We start from the raw sequence: 18599 nt of genomic DNA on the forward strand, positions 1-18599 counted from the left end.
TTGTAACTTATAATATCGAAAATGATTAAGAGGTTTTTTGTACTATCTGGTTTATGTATGTTTTTGAGCTTGTCTGCTCAGAAAACACACACGGTTATAAAAGGGGATACTCCATACAATATTTCTAAGAAATACGGAATTTCTGTAGATGAGCTATTCAAGTTAAATCCTAAAGTTAAAGAAGGAAAACTTGCCATTGGTGATGTTGTTAATGTAAAAGGGGGTAGTAATTCCACTACAAAAACACCTGTTACACCTACTTCTGCACAAACAGGTAAAATTATTCTTCAGCCAAAACAAACTATTTACGGTATTACAAAACAATACAGAATTTCTGAAACGGATCTAAGAAAATTAAATCCTGATCTGGATTCTCATACCAAGATCGGTGACGAAATCACGTTGCCTCTTGAAAGCATAAAAAAATATGGCGGAAATCAAACTGTAGCTACAACAAAACCTGTTGAAACAACGCCTGTGGAACCTGCTTCTGCATCAAATACTAAAACTAAAATTGATTCAGGAAACGAAAGATCTTCAGCTTCAAATTCCCACTCAGGTCAGGATGAATATGCTACTTACACTGTAGAATCAGGAGATACTGTTTTTTCAATCGTCAATAAATTTGGGGTTACCATTGATGAACTGATTGCATTAAATCCCGATTTAGCAAAAGGTTTAAAAGCCGGAATGGTTTTAAAGATCAGAAAACTTGACGCAGCATACATTAAAAAGAATGGTGATGCTTTAAGTGTGGTTCTAATGTTACCTTTCGGTTACAATACAGGGCAAACACAATATCGTGCTATGGCAACTGATTTTCTTACAGGTGCTAAACTAGCGATTGAAAGGAATGCTGCCGGAGGACAAAAATTAGATATAAAAATTGTTGATTCGGGAAATGAAGATTCATTCAAGAGTTCTTTGTCTCAAATCAATCCAAATAATACCGATTTAATTATCGGGCCATTTTTCAAGTCAAATGTCATTGATCTCTTAGATTTTACAAAAACTCAGAAAATTCCTGTGGTCGCTCCTTTTGCAAACTCTCCGGAATTATACAACTACAGCAACCTGATTATCGTTGAAACGAACGACCAGACTTATGCCGATAAAATTGCGGAAGAAGTAAAATCGGTTTATTCTGATCAGAAAATATATATTCTTGCAGATTCGAAAAAAGATAATGCGAATTATCTGAAGTCTAGTCTTGAAAAAAATGTTAAAAATGCACATGTAAGTATTGTATCTTCTGCATCTGATATTCAGTTGGATCAAAATATGATGACAGGTCAGTCTGCTCCCGTTATTGCAATTTTAGCAAGCGATAATGATACAGTAGGGGAAGCTTTTTCTAGTAAAGTTATTGCTTTGTCTAAAGAAGTTCAGGGGGTGAAAGCCTTCAGTATGTATGCTGTTCCGAGCTTCGAGAAAAAAGTTGACGAACTAAGTCAGGCAAGTCTTGTTTATCTGATGGACAGAAAGATTAACACGGATGGCAATTTTGAAAAAGAAATTTTAGCGGCTTACAAAGCAAAATATTGTAAAGTTCCTGGCAAATATGCTGTAATTGGTTTCGACGTTGTTAACGATATGTTGACAAGAGAAAACAAAAAAGGCGAAATCTTTAAACAGATCAATAAAGTTCAGACCCAGCTTGCTACCAAGTTTGAATTTGTAAAATCTAAATCAAACGGAGCTTATGTAAACACTGGTTTCCGTGTGATCAGATTGGTTCCTTAATTTTCAGGAACGGTATATTAAACTAAATATTTGTATTAATTTTTAAATAAATAAATGAAAGCACTTGTATTTCCTGGGCAGGGATCACAGTTTGTAGGTATGGGAAAAGAGCTGTACGATTCCCGTAAAGACATCAAAGATCTGATGGAATCTGCCAATGAAATTTTAGGTTTCGATATTCTTTCCCTTATGTTTAGCGGGACAGATGAAGATCTTAAAAAAACTGAAGTTACACAACCTTCAATCTTTATACATTCTGTTGCTGCGCTGAAAGCTGTAAATGGTCTTGGTGCAGAAATGGTTGCTGGACACTCTTTAGGAGAATTTTCTGCATTAGTGGCAAATGGAGTTTTATCTTTCGATGACGGTTTGAAACTGGTTTCTGAAAGAGCAAAAGCAATGCAGGCTGCTTGTGATGCCAATCCGAGCTCGATGGCTGCAATTTTAGGATTGGATGATGCTAAAGTAGAAGAAATCTGTGCATCAATCAGTGGAGTTGTTGTTCCTGCAAATTATAACTGTCCCGGGCAATTGGTGATTTCCGGAGAAACGGCTGCAGTAGAAGAAGCTTGCGCAAAATTAAAAGAAGCAGGCGCAAAAAGAGCATTGCTTTTACCGGTAAACGGAGCTTTCCATTCACCATTAATGCAACCTGCACAGGAAAGATTGGCAACTGCTATTGAGAACACAAAATTCAGAAACGCAACAATTCCTGTTTATCAGAATATCACGACAACTGCTGTTACAGATCCTGATCAGATTAAAGCGAATCTTATCGCTCAGTTGACAGGTCCTGTGAAATGGACACAGTCTGTTCAGAATATGATCAAAGACGGAGCAACTAATTTCGTAGAAGTAGGTCCCGGAAAAACACTTCAGGGATTAATCAAGAAAATTGATAGCGAAGTAGCTTCTGCTTCTGCAATCTAAATTACAATACAATGGGCGAAATTTATTCACCGGGAAAGCTGATGCTTACTTCAGAATATTTCGCTGTAGACGGAGCTCTTGTCCTTGCTGTACCCACAAAGCTAGGACAGGAGTTTTTTTTTGAAGAAAAGCATGACGGAAAATCAATCGTTTTCTGGGAAGCTTATCATCAAAACAAATTATGGTTAAAAGCTGTCATTGATTACAAAAACTGGCAGATTTTAGAGACCAATATTACTTCAAGCGCAGAGTTTATTCTGAAAACTCTCCAAAATGTTCAGAATCTTTCTGAAACTAAATTTAAAAATACAACGACCTATCTTTTAAAAACAAACCTTCAGTTTCCTCCAGATTACGGTTTGGGAAGCAGCTCTACTTTAATGAATAATTTGGCAGAGTGGGCGCAAATTGACCCTTTTCATTTGAATTCAATAAGTTTAGGTGGGAGCGGGTACGATATTGCTGTTGCACATGCGAAATCTGCGGTATTATTTCAGAATAAACCTGAAATACATTTTGAGAAAGTAGATTTCAACCCAAGTTTTAAAAATGAACTGATTTTTATTCATCTTAATCAAAAGCAGGATAGCCGTGAAGCAATCAATCTTTACAAGTCAAAATTAAAGTCTCAAAATCTGATTGATGAATTTTCTGATCTCACAAGAAATATTTTAATGTGTAATGAATTAGATAAATTTTCTGAACTAATAATGTTACATGAACAGAATATTTCCGATTTTATTAAAATTCCTACAGTTAAATCACTTTTTTTTGCAGATTGTGCAAAATTTGTCAAAAGTTTAGGCGCTTGGGGCGGAGATTTTGTAATGAGTGCAAAATTTGAAGGCTTTGAAGACTATTTTTGGGGAAAAGGTTTTACAACAATTTTCGAATGGGATGGTTTAATTGATTGTTAGTCAATTGATTAATTAAATCATTTTTTATTTGCCATTTTCGCTTATATGTTTATATTTATCGAAGTTTAACAAATAGTTAATATTAATTATGTTAAACCGACAAAAAGCAAAAAGAAAATATAAGTAAAATGAAAAACGCCAGAATCATCCAGGATTTACAAAAATTAGGGATTAAAGGAGATTACGAATTAATTTATAATCCTTCATACGAAGAATTATATCAAGCGGAAGTTTCGCCTGAAAATCAGGGTTTTGAAAAAGCTGAACTTACAGAATCGGGTGCAGTTTCTGTAAAAACAGGAATTTTCACAGGTCGCTCGCCTAAAGACAGGTATATTGTACAGGATGATGTAACGAAAGATACTATTTTCTGGGATGGTAAAGTAAATTTACCAACAACTCCCGAAGTTTTCGAATCTTGTAAAGATTTAGTATTAAATCAACTTTCTGATGCCAAAAAAATCTATGTTGTCGATACATTTTGCGGTACAAACGAAGATACAAGACTTAAAGTAAGATTTATCGTGGAAGTTGCGTGGCAGGCGCATTTCGTTACAAATATGTTCATCAGACCTTCTCATTACGATTTAGAAAATTACGGTGAGCCGGATTTCACAGTGATCAATGGTTCAAAAACAACCAATCCAAACTGGGAAGAGCAGGAATTAAATTCTGAAAATTTTGTGATGTTCAACCTTACTCAAAAACTTCAGATTATCGGAGGAACTTGGTATGGTGGAGAAATGAAGAAAGGAATGTTTGCAATGATGAATTATTACCTTCCATTAAAAGGTATGGCTTCAATGCACTGCTCTGCAAACGTAGGAGAGGAGGGAGATGTTGCTCTTTTCTTCGGACTTTCAGGGACGGGAAAAACAACTTTGTCTGCAGATCCTAAAAGATATTTAATTGGAGACGATGAGCACGGTTGGGATAACAACGGAGTTTTCAACTATGAAGGTGGATGTTATGCTAAAGTAATTGATTTGTCAGCAGAAAAAGAACCGGATATTTTTAGAGCCATCAAGAGAGATGCGCTTCTTGAAAATGTTGTTGTAAATAACGGTATTGCCGATTATACTGATGGTTCTATCACAGAAAATACGAGAGTTTCTTACCCGATCTACCATATCAACAAAATCGTTTTGCCTTCAAAAGCTGGTCATGCGAGCAAGATTGTTTATCTTTCTGCTGATGCTTTCGGAGTGTTGCCTCCGGTTTCAATTTTAGATGAAGATCAGGCTCAATACCACTTCCTTTGCGGATATACTTCAAAATTAGCAGGTACAGAGAGAGGAATTACAGAACCTGAACCATCATTCTCTCCGGCTTTTGGTGAAGCATTCCTTACATTACACCCAACAATGTATTCTAAAACATTAATCGGGAAAATGAAAGAGCATGGTGCAAAAGCGTATTTGGTAAATACTGGTTGGAACGGTACCGGAAAGAGAATTTCATTAAAAGATACAAGAGCAATTATTGATGCGATCATCGACGGATCAATCGAAAATGCTGAGAAAACTACTCTTCCAATTATGAATCTTGAGATTCCGAAGACATTGCCAAATGTTTCTGAAGGTATTCTTGATCCAAGAGAAACCTACAGTGATGTTGCAGAATGGGAAGAAAAAGCAAAAGATCTTGCTGCAAAATATATCAAAAACTTCGAGCAGTACTGCGGTAATGACGAAGCCAAAAAGCTGATTGCTTCTGGTCCTCAATTGCAGGAACAGACCATTTAGAAATAGTGAAGAAAGGCTCATCAATTTGATGAGCCTTTTTTTATTTTATCATGAAGTAATCTGCGTAATCCCTAAAATCTGCAAGAGAAAGTTTTACGCAATCATCTGTTTAAATCCGTGATATCTGTGGGAATTACTTCAAACTCAAAATAGCCAATCGATATCCCTCCATTCCAAAACCTGATAATACTGCATCAGTATTTGTTGCTGTCACAGATTTCTGCCGAAACTCTTCTCTTTTATAAATATTGCTGATGTGAACTTCCACTTTCGGCTTCTGAATGTTTTTTAAACAATCTGCAATCGCATAAGAATAATGCGTAAAAGCTCCCGGATTAACAACCAACGCATCAAAATCATCCTGCTGGAGTCTGTTAATCAATTCTCCTTCAATATTTGACTGATAATATTGAATTTCATGGGAAGAAAATTCAGATTTTAAATTTTCCAGATAATCTTCCATTGAAGTTGTTCCGTAAATTTCTGGTTCTCTTGTACCTAACAAGTTCAGATTCGGGCCGTTTACAATTAAAACTTTCATGCTATAAAATTAAAAGTTTTTGAATCAGTTCGAGTATTTTTCGAAATGAAATTTAGAAAATGTATCGAGAACTTGTAGAAACATATTAAGTTATTTCAATATTCTTTTAAATGATAATCTAAATTACATTTAAATCTCAATTTTATCATTACATTATTTTTAATGATATTTCTCATATTTGAAAATTTAACATTTTTATAACTGTCTATAATTGACGTTTTTAAAATAAAATTACGTTAATTTTTATAAAATTTATATTCAAAATTTTAAAGTCTACTTGTTTTGTAGACTTTTTGTTTTTAGATTTGCAACGGCTTATAAAGAAAGATGGAGGGAACTGACCCAAAGAAATCTTAACAACCTGCACTGTGCAAGGTGTTACATTCAGCCTTGAAAAAGGAAAGATGAGCAAAGTGTTAATCATGATTATTGATGCTGTTTGCTGTCTTTTTTATAAAAGGCTAAATTTTAATTAGCAGTAAATAAAATGGATTATGATTAGCAAAAATTTAATTAATTCTAAAATTTGGATTCCACCCGTTGCCGCATTTTTCTTCGGGATTGCGAATGTGAACGGACAGGAAACTAAAAAAGACACTCTTCGGGAAAAAGAGATTGATGAAGTGGTAGTAGTGGCTTACGGAAAAGCTAAGAAAACAAGTTATACAGGTTCTGTAGCAACAATTTCGAGCGAAAAAATCAACAACAGACCCGTTACCAATATCACAAAAGCTTTGGAAGGGCAGGTGCCCGGTCTTCAGGCGGTAAGTTCTTCGGGGCAGCCGGGTTCTACAGCTTCCATCAGAATCCGTGGAATCGGTTCTGTAAGTGCATCAAGCAACCCATTATTCGTGGTTGACGGAATGCCCTTTGACGGAAATATCAACTCTATAAGCCCAAATGATATTGAGTCAATCAGCGTTTTGAAAGATGCCACAGCGAGTTCATTGTACGGCTCCAGAGGAGCAAATGGTGTCATTATTGTTACCACAAAATCCGGTAAAAATGGCGAAGCAAGAGTAAACTTTAATATAAGCCAGGGTTTCTCGAGTAGAGCAGTAAAAGATTATGAACAGGTAAATACAGACCAGTATTTCCAGTTGTATTGGGAAGCTTTGAGGAATGGCTATAAATCGAGTCAGGTTTCTTCTCAGCAGGCTGCGCAGATGGCGACTGATAATCTGGTTAATGCTTTAGGCATCAATCCTTACGGTTCAAAATTTGAAAAACCTGTGGGTACAGATGGCAAACTTTTGTCTGGCGCAACTCCTTTGTGGAACGATGACTGGAGAGATATTTTACAGCGAGTTGCTTCACGTAGTCAAGTGGATTTGGATTTCAGCGGTGGAAACGAAAAGAGCAATTATTTTTTCTCTTTGGGATATCTCGATGATAAAGGAATTGCGATTGGCTCAGGTTTCAGAAAATACAGCTCAAGATTAAAAATCAATTCTGAAGTGAAAAAGTGGTTGAATGTCGGAGCAAATTTAGCCTATACCAACAGTCTTCAGGAAGCACCGCCTTCATCAGATTCCAGAACGGACAATATCATCAATGCGGCGAGAGTGATTCCGTCATTTTATCCTTATTATGAAAGAAATGCGGATGGAAGCTACAAATTGGATGCAGGTGGAAATTACATCTATGACTTCGGAAAATACCGACCGACAAGTGCTTTACAGAATCAAAATGCAGCAGCGACCTTACCTTTAGACAAGAACGAAAACCGTGAAGATAACTTTTCAGGAAAGGGTTTTGCAGAATTTACTTTCTTACCGGAATTAAAATTCAGAACTAATTTTTCTGTTGATTTACTGAATTATAACGGTCATTATTATACCAATCCACTATTAGGCGAAGGCTCTGAAATCGGAGGTTCTGTCACCAAAACCAATTCGAGAACGCTTTCTTATACAACGAGTAATATTTTAACCTACGATAAAAAATTCGGTCAGCATCACATCAATGTTTTGGGTGGTCAGGAATTTTATCATTACGAATACCAGACGATTTCCGGAAACAGAAGTCAGTTTTCACTGCCATATTATTATGAGCCGGATGCTGCAGCTTTGTTAGGAAGTTTCAGTGGGAACAGTGATAAATTAGGTTTGCTGAGTTATTTAGGAAAAGCGGAATATGATTATCAGAATAAATATTTCGTTTCCGGATCGGTGAGAGCGGATGGTTCTTCCAGATTTTCTCCGGAGAATCGATGGGGAACATTCTGGTCAGTTGGCGGTTCCTGGAAAGCTTCCAATGAAGATTTCATCAGAAAACTGAATTTCTTTAATCAATTAACGCTTCGTGCAAGTTACGGAGGTCAGGGAAATGACAAGCTGAGTACCTATTATGCATACCAAAGTTTGTATGCTTTTTATAACAATTTAGGTGAAGGCGGAACGGTTGCAAGTAAATTACCAACGCCCGATTTGAAATGGGAAACAAATTTAAACCTAAATGTAGGATTGGAATTTGCAATTTTAAATAACCGAATTAAAGGTAACGTCGAATATTTCCAAAGAAAAAGCAAGGATCTTCTATTTGATATGCCTTTAGCTCCGTCGTTGGGCTTTAGTGGATTTCAGGCGAATATTGGAGAGCTGAAAAATACAGGTTTTGAGTTTTCATTATTCACAACACCCATTAAAACGAAAGATTTTGAATGGAATATTGACCTTAATTTAAGCACTTTAAATAACAAAATAACCAAACTTCCAAAAGGTTCCATCGTAAGTGGAACGAAATTGTTGCAAGTCGGAGGATCCATCTATGATTTCTTCATTCCTGAGTGGGCAGGAGTAGATCCAAGCAATGGAAACCCGCTTTGGAAAACAATCACAACAGATGCCAACGGAAATACGGTAGAAGGAACAACCTCAGAATACGCAAAAGCTACAAAAACATTGCAAGGTTCATCACTTCCGAAAGTAATGGGAGGTCTAACGACCAGTTTAGCGTATAAAAACTTCGATTTTTCAACATTGGTGACTTTTAGTATCGGTGGTAAAATTTTAGATACCGACTATACGATGATTATGCATAACGGAAGTGCTGCAGGAAGAGCTTGGAGTTCAGAGATGCTGAACCGATGGACACCCGAAAATCCTTACACAGACGTCCCTGCTTTGAGCACAACAACCAACAACTGGACTTCAGCATCGTCAAGATTTTTATATTCCGGAACGTATGCAAGAGTGAAAAATATGAGCTTAGGTTACACGCTTCCGACTGAATATTTTGAAAGATGGGGCGTGAAGAAATTCAGATTGTATGTACAGGGAGAAAATCTTTTAACCTTCTACAAGCACAAAGGAATGGATCCGGAACAGACCCTGGACGGAACAACGTATTACCGTTATCCTGCGATGAGAACAATCACTTTCGGTTTACAGGCAACGCTTTAACATTTAAATAAAAACAATGAAAAAATTAAAATATTTATCTTTTGCTTTAATTACATCATTCACTTTAGTGAGTTGTGAAAACGATTTGGAAACGGCTCCGACCAACCAGGCGAGTGAAGAAGAGGTTTTCAAAACGGCTGAAAGCGCGGAAACGGTAATCAACGGAACCTGGGCGAAATTTAATGATGACGGAACAACATATGCCAACATTGGTTACTCAACGGTATTGAGAACGAGTGACGCTATGGGAAGTGATGTGGCGGTTTTAACCAACAAATACGGGTTTCCGGCAGCTTATTCTTTCACAGATTTGGTGAATAATGCAGGGAGTAGACCCCTTTTTATCTGGAGTTTATTGTATTCCACGATTAATAATATGAACAATGTTATTGCGAGAATCGATGCTGCAGAAGGAAGTCAGGAAAAGAAAAATCAGGTAAAAGGTCAGGCAAAAGCGTTGAGAGCTTTTTGTTATTTAAATCTGGCGAGCTTTTATCAGTTCAGTTATTTGAAAGATAAAAATGCTTTAACGGCTCCGATTTATACTGAACCTACCACGACCAATTCAGTAGGAAAGAAAAGAGCAAGTCTGGAAGAAATTTATACTTTAATAAAAAGTGATTTGACGGATGCAGACCAATTGCTTCAGAATTATTCAAGAAACAATAAAGATAAAATCGACAGGTCAGTCGTGAACGGCTTGTTGGCCAGAGTTTATTTAAATACTGGTGACTGGGCAAATGCGGCAGCATCTGCAAAAATCGCAAGAAACGGTTACGCTTTAATGGCACCTGAAAAATATAAAGAAGGTTTCAACGACATCAGCAACGGAGAATGGATTTGGGGTCACGGACAAACGCAGGAGCAGTCAGGTGAGAGTTATGCATTCCATTTTTTAGACGTTTCTTCGTCGGGAAGTTATTATTACAGCTTCATGGCAGACCCTTATTTCAAAGATTTGTTTGATACCAATGATGTTCGCTATTCTCTGTTTTCATGGGACGGGCTTCCGGGAAGAGAAGGTTTGTTGAGATATGCTAAGTTTAAATTTAAAGCCAATTTAATTGCCGATATCGTTTACATGAGAGCTGCCGAAATGTATTTAATTGAAGCGGAAGCGGAAGCCAGAAACGGAAATGTTTCGAATGCGGTTACGGTTTTAAATCAATTGAAATCTGCCAGAAATGCAAATATTTACAGCGGTTCTTTAGCACAAAATGATGTCATTAAAGAAGTTTTAATTGAAAGAAGAAAAGAATTATTCGGGGAAGGATTTTCTCTGTCAGATATCATCAGAACGCAGGGAACTGTCGTAAGAAAGCCTTACACCGATTCAAACGGACAGGCGATCCAGGTGCAGGTTACCATTCCCGATGGAACAGTAAAAACAGTAAACGGCAGAGGTCACACCATCTTTGCTTTTCCTGACCAGTCGGCTTTTGCTCCGAACAGCAGATATTATTTATTCTCGATTCCGCAGAAGGAGATTGAGAATAATCCGAATTTATAGTTTAGTTTTAATTTTTCTATCTTTAAATTAACCACAAAAAATGTACAAAAGATTATTTAGATAAGTAAAATCCTTAAAAGAGAAAAGTGAGAGATTTAAAAAAAGCTATTGTGATCTTCTTTTTCTTATTATTTATTAACTTTAAATAAAGCATTTGAAACTTTTGCCTCTTTTGTGGTTAAATAAAAAGTTTAAAGAAGCTTGCGGTAAATCAGAGAGAAAACATTTAAAAAAGCTAAATTTGAGATAGAACATTCAAAAATTTTCCTGATGAAAACAGACATCGAAAACAAACTCATCGACAAAAACACCAAACCCACAAGCATGAGGATTTTAGTATACGACTTCTTAAGTTCTCAGGAAGCGGCTCTTTCTTTGTCTGAAATTGAAAATCATTTTGAAAATGCCGATAGAACGACAATCTACCGAACCTTGAAAACCTTTGAAGAAAAAGGAATTGTGCACAGTATTCAGGAAAATACAACGACGAAATATAAACTTTGCCACGATGGTTGCGACGAAAATACTCACAAAGACTGGCATCTTCATTTCTATTGCAAAATCTGTAAACAGACGACCTGTAAAGAAGATATTTCCTTTCCAGAAAATATTCAGACTAATTTCAGAATTGATGAAATACGGCTTTTCGCAAAAGAAATCTGTGAAAGCTGTCTTGAAAGTTTGCAATAGCATTGCATTCGGGTTTGGCTTAATTTTGACTAAAATTAAAGTTATGGAAGAATGTTGCAGTACAAAATCTAAAAAGAGCATAATCATCATCACGAAGGCCACGACCATGAGCATTCTCATGATGTGGAAAATCAGTCTGTTTTCCGGCTGTTTCTTCCTGCAATCATTTCTTTTGCCTTATTATTGATTGGAATTTGCTTCGATAATTTTATAGAAAACACTTGGTTTAACGGCTGGGTTCGTCTAGTATGGTATTTAATCGCTTATCTTCCGGTTGGGTTGCCTGTTTTAAAAGAAGCTTTTGAAAGCATTAAAAATGGCGATGTCTTTTCTGAGTTTTTCCTGATGGGAATCGCAACGGTAGGAGCTTTTGCCATCGGCGAATATCCGGAAGGAGTTGCGGTAATGCTTTTTTATTCGGTGGGTGAAGTTTTTCAGGCAATGGCAGTAACGAAAGCAAAGACAAGCATTAAATTACTTTTAGACCAGCGTCCCGATGAAGTAACAGTTTTGGAAAACGGACAACCAAAAGTGGCAAAAGCAAAATTGGTGAATATCGGAGAAATTATTCAGTTGAAATCTGGTGAAAAATTAGGATTGGATGGCGAATTATTATCCGAAAAAGCTTCATTCAATACATCAGCATTGACTGGAGAAAGCAAACCCGATACAAAAGTAAAAGGCGAAACCGTTTTAGCCGGAATGATTAATCTGAATTCAGTGAGTCAGGTAAAAGTAACGGCGGCGTATAAAGACAGTAAGCTGAGTAAAATACTAGAACTCGTTCAGAACGCAACATCTCAAAAAGCGCCTACAGAATTATTCATCAGGAAATTTGCGAAAATTTATACGCCAATCGTTGTATTTCTTGCTATCGGAATTACTTTCTTACCGTATTTTTTCGTTGAAGATTATCAGTTTAAAAGTTGGTTGTACCGGGCCTTGGTGTTCCTGGTGATTTCCTGTCCGTGTGCATTGGTTATTTCTATCCCGCTTGGTTATTTTGGGGGAATCGGAGCGGGAAGCCGAAATGGAATTTTAATTAAAGGAAGCAATTTTTTAGACATTCTCGCCAACATACAAAATGTGGTGATGGATAAAACCGGAACGATGACTGAAGGTGTTTTTAAAGTTCAGGAAGTTCATTTTAATGATGATTTTGATAAAGATGAAATTTTAAAATGGGTCAATGCTCTGGAAAGTAAAACTACGCATCCGATTGCAACAGCCATTCATGATTTTGCAGGCGAAATCGACCATTCTATTGAGCTGAAAAATGTGGAAGAAATTGCAGGACAAGGTCTGAAAGCCGAAATTAACGGAAAAGAATTGCTGGTTGGAAACCTGAAATTGATGAAGAAGTTTAATATTTCCTATGATGTAAATTCCGAAAATATCGTCTACACCTTAATAGCAATTGCTTACGATAAAAAGTTTGTCGGTTATCTCACGATTGCAGATTCGATAAAGGAAGATGCAAAACAAACCATTAATAAGCTTAAATCTCTGAATGTAAAAACAACAATGTTAAGCGGCGACAAAACTTCCGTCGTAGACTTTGTTGCTAAAACATTAGGAATCGAAAATGCATATGGCGATTTGCTTCCCGAAGATAAAGTCAATAAAGTAAAAGAATTAAAAGCAAAAAATCAGTCGGTAGCTTTTGTTGGGGACGGAATCAATGACGCTCCCGTTGTTGCTTTAAGCGATGTCGGAATTGCAATGGGCGGATTAGGAAGTGATGCCACCATTGAAACTGCGGATATCGTTATTCAGGATGATAAACCGATGAAAATTCCAATGGCAATCAATATCGGAAAACAAACCCGGAAAATTGTCTGGCAGAATATTATCTTGGCATTTGCTGTAAAAGGTATTGTTCTCGCTCTTGGAGCGGGAGGTTTGGCAACGATGTGGGAAGCCGTTTTTGCGGATGTTGGTGTAGCTTTACTGGCAATTTTAAATGCGGTAAGAATTCAGAGAATGAAGTTTTGAGAAGCGGGAAGTTAGAAGCTGGATATGGAAGTTTACAAACAGGCTACAAACATTATCCAGCTTCTTTTATTCAATAGAGACGGACTTCAACCCATCTTCAATGAAATCCTTCGATTTTTAGGCAAACTTATCTCTCGCAAATCTTGCAGATTACACCGATTAAAAAAATAATCAACGCAAGCATCTGTGTAAATCCGTGCAATCTGTGGGAAATAAAACTCCCATCTTCTAACTCCCCGCTTCCAACTTCCTCATCTTTCCTGACTTTCATCATAAATTACCGCTCAACTCAATTTTCTACACTATATTTGTGCTAAAGATTTGATACTTGAAATTTTTTATATCCTTTTTCATCATTTTTACCATCGCCATTCGTCCTGTTTTGCCGATGTTAAACTATGTGATTAACTATGATTACATCGTAAAAAATCTTTGTGAAAACAGAAATGTCGTAGATTCTAATTGTAAGGGGAAATGTTATGTCGGAAAAGAATTGGCGAAAACAGAAAAGCAATCCAGCAATTCTCAGAATGTGAAAATTGCAGGCCTGGATGTATTTTTGTCTCATGAAATTCTCTCTTTCTCAGAATTTTCTCAATCAAATATTCAATTAAAAAATCCCAATTCGGATTATATTGATTCTCATACTTCAGAATATTTCTCCCGAATATTCCATCCCCCTTTAGCTTAAAATGTATTTAAATTAAATGTTTAGTTTATCTAATATTGAAATAACTTAGCTATCATTTGCTGAGTATAACGCCTTTGCGAACGAATAAACATCAAGTCTACAAAAAACTTTGCGAACCTAGCGTTAAAATAATTTCAACATTAAATTTAGTTTAAAAAGCACTTATTTAATTCAACGCAATTATTAATTTCAATTTAAAATAAAATGAAATCAAAGATTTTATTAACAGCATTTTTATCTGTTTCATTATTAGCCTGTGCTCAGGAAACCCCGAAAGTAAAGCATAAAAAGAAAAATACTCCTACAAAAACAACTACCCCAAAAGTGAAGTTTGCGAATGCGGTAGACCCGATTTGTAATATGCCAACGGAAGCCGATATGAAAGATACGGCAGTTTATAAAGGAAAAACGTACGGTTTTTGCAGTTCAATGTGCAGAGACGAATTCAAAAAAAATCCTGAGAAGTATGCCCAAAAATAAAAAGCAGAACAATACGAAAAGCAAAATCATTATTCCGATTGTGGTAATTGCTTTGCTGTTTGTGGGAATTGGGATTGGGATGAGCTATTTTAAAAACAATCTTTATACGGTGATGAAGGTTCCTGATTTTGAACTGACGGATCAGAATAACAAAAAAATTACCAATAAAGATATGTTGGGAAAAGTATATTTAGTTGAATTTTTCTTCAGCAAGTGTCCGACGATTTGTCCGGTAATGAATACCAATATGAGATTTATTGAAGATGAGATCAACAGTCCGGATTTCGGTATCATCTCCATCAGCATCGACCCGGAAAATGATACTCCCGAACTTTTGAAGCAACATGCAAAAAAGATTGGAGCAAAATCTCCGAACTGGCATTTTTTGACAGGAAATCGGGATTATATCGGTAATCTTGCCGACCAGTTTGATATTTATGTCGGAGACAAAGAAGACGAAAGTGAAAATCTCAACCACAGCGGAATGATCGCACTTGTCGATCAGGAAGGAAATATACGTTGCCGCTACAACAAAGAAAATATGCCGATTCTATATTATTCAGGATTGAATTATGAAGACAAAGAAGGAACATTGCCCAAATTAAACGGCAAATATCATCCCGACCGAGAAATCTTAATTGAGGATATTAAAAAATTATTGAAAGATTAATAAGAGGGAAGAGGGGAGCGGGAAGTTATGGTGTACGGCTGTAAACTTCCATCCTCCATTATCCCACTTCCAGCAACAAAAAAATAAATGTTCAACCATATAAACAAAAAGTTATGAAGATTTTTAAAATCGCTGCACTAAGTGCGGTTTTCGCGGCGCAGTTTGCGTTTGCACAGTTCAAGCAAACGCCTTTGCCGTATGCTTACAATGCGTTGGAGGGAAATGTAGATGCCCAAACAATGGAAATTCACTATTCAAAACATGCAGCAGCTTATGTTGCCAATTTGAATAAAGCAATTGCAGGAACTCCGCAGGAAAAACAGACGTTGTTTCAGATTCTTTCAAAAGCAGGAACTTTACCAATGGCGGTAAGAAATAACGCAGGCGGTCATTACAATCACGAATTATTCTGGACTGTTTTAACCCCACAAAAAGACACAAAACCTTCTGCAAACTTGGCAAAAGCCATCAACGATACTTTCGGAAGTATGGATGCTTTCAAAGAAAAAATGGCAAAAGCGGGAGCAGACCGTTTCGGTTCGGGATGGGCTTGGCTTTCTGTGGATAAAAACGGGAAATTGTTCGTTTCTTCAACGCCAAATCAGGATAATCCTTTGATGGATGTTGTGGAAGAAAAAGGTACGCCAATCTTCGGAATCGACGTTTGGGAGCACGCTTATTACCTGAAATATCAGAACAAAAGAGCAGATTATCTTACTGCGATCTGGAATGTAACCAACTGGAAAGAGATCAGCAGAAGATACGACGAAGCTTTAAGCAAAAAATAATCTTTTCAACCTAATTTACAGCATATTTCTCACCTTTTCATGGTATTCAGACCTCTGATTCCGTTTGTGGAGTATGCTGTAAATTATCAATACATCAGCGAAGAATTGTGCGTCAACAGAAAAAATGTGACGCCCCACTTTACGAAACGGCGTATTTTTTCTGTTTGAAACCTATATTCAAACCACCGGTTTTTAAGTTATTTTTTAAAAACTTCTTTAAATTAAAGAAGTTTGCATTTGGTTTAAAATTATCGTGTAATTGCCATTCCGTAGGAATCTCAACAAATATTTTCACGTTATGATTTATAAAAACTCCGCTAAGATTCCTACGGAATGACAAAGCGGGTACTTCGTAACGTTGAAACTTTTGTGGTTAAGATGGTTCCATTCAGCAGACTTTCTATTAAAATTTCAACTTAAAAAATTTACAATGAAAATTTAATAGAATTTTAGGATAAGCTGATTCAAACGCATATTTTACACCTAAAATTCTAATTTATTTTAAGAAATTTTTATTTTTTATTTCCTTTTATATTTGGTAAAAATGCAGTAATAATACCCATTAACGGCAAGAATGCACAGATTTTAAATACATATTCAATACTCGTATCGTCTGCAACTGCTCCTAAAATGGCAGATCCAATTCCGCCCATTCCAAACATAAACCCAAAGAATAATCCGGCAACCAAACCTATTTTATTAGGCATCAAATCTGTGGCATAAACTAATATTGCTGAAAATGCTGAAGCGATGATTAATCCTATTAAAACAGCAAAAATAATTGTCCAGAATAGTGGAAGGTAGGGAAGACACATGGTAAATGGTGCAGCTCCCAGAATAGAAATCCAGATGATTTTTTTTCTTCCATATTTGTCGCCTAATTTTCCGCCTAAAATGGTTCCGACTGCAACTGCGGCCAAAAAAATAAACAAATAAAGCTGAGAATCCTGTACAGATACATGGAATTTGTCAATCAGGAAAAATGTAAAATAATTCGTCATTGATGCCAGATAAATGTATTTCGAAAATACCAAAGCCAATAAAACGCTGATAGAAAACAAAACTTTTTTTCTTGATAATTGTATTTCAATAATATCACTCGGATGTTTTGATGATTTTCTTGATGATAATCTTTCTGAGTACCAATTCCCGATCCTCCATAAGATGATGATTCCAATAAATGCCGCGATAGCAAATAACCCTACATAACCTTGTCCCAAAGGAAGAATAATTAAGGCCACCAATAATGGTCCGATAGCACTTCCCGAATTTCCACCAACCTGAAAAATGGACTGCGCCAAACCTTTTTGTCCGCCCGATGCCATTTGCGCCACTCTTGAAGCTTCAGGATGAAATATAGATGAACCCATTCCGATTAATGCAACCGAAATTAAAATCACATAATATTCATGAGCAGCCGCTAATAAAAGTAGACCTGCCATAGATAATCCCATTCCTATGGCCAAAGATCTCGGATTTGGTTTTTTATCGGTATAAATTCCTACAAAAGGCTGTAGAATAGATGCTGTAAGTTGGAAAACCAATGTGATAATTCCGATCTGCGCGAATGATAATCTGAATTCTCCTTTTAGAATAGGATACAATGACGGAATTGTAGATTGAATTAAGTCATTTAAAAAATGAGAAAAACTGATCATAAACAAAATCGGATAAACGATTTTGGTCGTGTCAATGGTTTTGTTACTTATATTTTCCATAATATTAAATCATATTCATCATATCATCTGATGAATTTTATTAAAAATTTTTAGTAGGTTTGATCAACAATTTTTTGTGCAATAATAAACGCTTTATCTGAATCCTGATCTGAAATACACTGATAAAGCTCTGTATGTATTTTTTGAGAAATTTTAAATGATTCGGTATTGTTATCATGCTTCGTCTGAAACGAACTCATAATATGTTTCGTAGCGATCTTGTAAATCTCTTTTAAAAGTTTATTTCCGCAAGCTTCTGCAATAGCAAGATGAAAATTGGCATCAGCTTCATAGCATTCTGAAGCTTGATTAGCTTCTGCAAACTGAGCTCGGAGTTCTAAGTATTTTTTTATGTTTTTTAAATCTTTTTCGTTTCGGCTTATTGCTGCTTTTGCCGCAATTTTCGAATCGAGAAGAGAACGGACTTCCTGAACGTCTTTAATTTCCGCTTTATTCATTTGCGCTTCTAAAGACTCTTCAGCATTTTTGGAAATTACAAAAGTTCCTACACCTTGCTGTACATTCAGAATTCCTTTAATGGACAAAATTTTAATAGCTTCACGAATACTTGAACGACCAACACCGTAGATTTTCATCAGTTCAAGTTCTGTCGGAAGTTTTTCACCAATACCATATTCATCGTTGGAAATTCCTTCGATCAATCTCTCTGCTACTTCTTCCGCTAAAGTCTTTCTTTGAATCTGCATAATCAGAACATCATATCATCTGATGAATTGCAAAGATATAGTATTAAAGTTTTACCAAATAGGTTTAATT

General features: G+C 36.2%; 14 protein-coding genes, 1 pseudogene and 1 riboswitch. Of the genes and pseudogenes, 12 read left to right on the top strand and 3 right to left on the bottom strand.

Going from position 1 to position 18599, the window contains the following annotated elements; all coding sequences use genetic code 11:
* The first annotated feature begins 21 nt into the window (after positions 1-21).
* The 4 genes from BA768_RS07695 to pckA all read left to right on the top strand — a co-directional run bounded on the left by BA768_RS07695 (position 22) and on the right by pckA (position 5335).
* A complete protein-coding gene (locus tag BA768_RS07695) occupies positions 22-1743 on the top strand; it encodes a LysM peptidoglycan-binding domain-containing protein (protein WP_065720306.1) in 1722 nt (573 codons plus the stop codon).
* Positions 1744-1797: 54 nt separating this feature from the next.
* The gene (gene fabD / locus BA768_RS07700) at positions 1798-2673 is read left to right on the top strand and encodes an ACP S-malonyltransferase (protein ID WP_034677953.1); all 876 of its coding nucleotides are present in this window, start codon (positions 1798-1800) and stop codon (positions 2671-2673) included.
* Between the two features lie 11 nt (positions 2674-2684).
* Positions 2685-3590, top strand: a complete 906-nt coding sequence (locus BA768_RS07705; protein WP_065720307.1) for a GYDIA family GHMP kinase — start codon at positions 2685-2687, stop codon at positions 3588-3590.
* A gap of 128 nt (positions 3591-3718) precedes the next feature.
* Positions 3719-5335, top strand: a complete 1617-nt coding sequence (gene pckA, locus BA768_RS07710; RefSeq protein WP_065720308.1) for a phosphoenolpyruvate carboxykinase (ATP) — start codon at positions 3719-3721, stop codon at positions 5333-5335.
* A gap of 133 nt (positions 5336-5468) precedes the next feature.
* Here the strand turns inward: pckA and BA768_RS07715 are convergent, their stop codons facing one another.
* Entirely contained in the window at positions 5469-5876 is a 408-nt protein-coding gene (locus BA768_RS07715; protein ID WP_065720309.1) for a type II 3-dehydroquinate dehydratase, read from the bottom strand.
* Between the two features lie 312 nt (positions 5877-6188).
* A riboswitch (SAM riboswitch) is annotated at positions 6189-6287 on the top strand.
* A gap of 83 nt (positions 6288-6370) precedes the next feature.
* Between BA768_RS07715 and BA768_RS07720 the strand changes: the two genes are divergently transcribed.
* From BA768_RS07720 to BA768_RS07755, 8 genes and pseudogenes are all read left to right on the top strand, one after another.
* Complete coding sequence (locus BA768_RS07720; protein ID WP_065720310.1) at positions 6371-9280, top strand: SusC/RagA family TonB-linked outer membrane protein; 2910 nt, start codon at positions 6371-6373, stop codon at positions 9278-9280.
* Between the two features lie 16 nt (positions 9281-9296).
* The gene (locus BA768_RS07725; RefSeq protein ID WP_065720311.1) at positions 9297-10790 is read left to right on the top strand and encodes a RagB/SusD family nutrient uptake outer membrane protein; all 1494 of its coding nucleotides are present in this window, start codon (positions 9297-9299) and stop codon (positions 10788-10790) included.
* Positions 10791-11060: 270 nt separating this feature from the next.
* A complete protein-coding gene (locus tag BA768_RS07730; RefSeq protein WP_065720312.1) occupies positions 11061-11480 on the top strand; it encodes a Fur family transcriptional regulator in 420 nt (139 codons plus the stop codon).
* A gap of 43 nt (positions 11481-11523) precedes the next feature.
* Positions 11524-13475 (top strand): annotated as a pseudogene (locus tag BA768_RS07735) (heavy metal translocating P-type ATPase).
* A 328-nt stretch (positions 13476-13803) separates the two neighbouring features.
* Complete coding sequence (locus BA768_RS07740) at positions 13804-14166, top strand: hypothetical protein (protein ID WP_065720313.1); 363 nt, start codon at positions 13804-13806, stop codon at positions 14164-14166.
* A gap of 204 nt (positions 14167-14370) precedes the next feature.
* Positions 14371-14646: a YHS domain-containing protein gene (locus tag BA768_RS07745; protein ID WP_034677962.1), complete on the top strand. Its 276-nt coding sequence runs from the start codon at positions 14371-14373 to the stop codon at positions 14644-14646.
* A complete protein-coding gene (locus BA768_RS07750; protein ID WP_185114194.1) occupies positions 14633-15316 on the top strand; it encodes an SCO family protein in 684 nt (227 codons plus the stop codon). The genes BA768_RS07745 and BA768_RS07750 overlap by 14 nt, the downstream gene beginning before the upstream one ends.
* A gap of 113 nt (positions 15317-15429) precedes the next feature.
* Entirely contained in the window at positions 15430-16104 is a 675-nt protein-coding gene (locus BA768_RS07755) for a superoxide dismutase (RefSeq protein ID WP_034677965.1), read from the top strand.
* 512 nt (positions 16105-16616) lie between these two features.
* Here the strand turns inward: BA768_RS07755 and BA768_RS07760 are convergent.
* Positions 16617-17822, bottom strand: coding sequence for an MFS transporter (locus BA768_RS07760; protein ID WP_065720315.1), 1206 nt, complete (start codon positions 17820-17822; stop codon positions 16617-16619).
* A 50-nt stretch (positions 17823-17872) separates the two neighbouring features.
* A complete protein-coding gene (locus tag BA768_RS07765; protein WP_065720316.1) occupies positions 17873-18529 on the bottom strand; it encodes a FadR/GntR family transcriptional regulator in 657 nt (218 codons plus the stop codon).
* Positions 18530-18599 lie beyond the last annotated feature (70 nt).

The organism is Chryseobacterium sp. CBo1, from assembly GCF_001693475.1.
GTDB lineage: Bacteria > Bacteroidota > Bacteroidia > Flavobacteriales > Weeksellaceae > Chryseobacterium > Chryseobacterium formosense.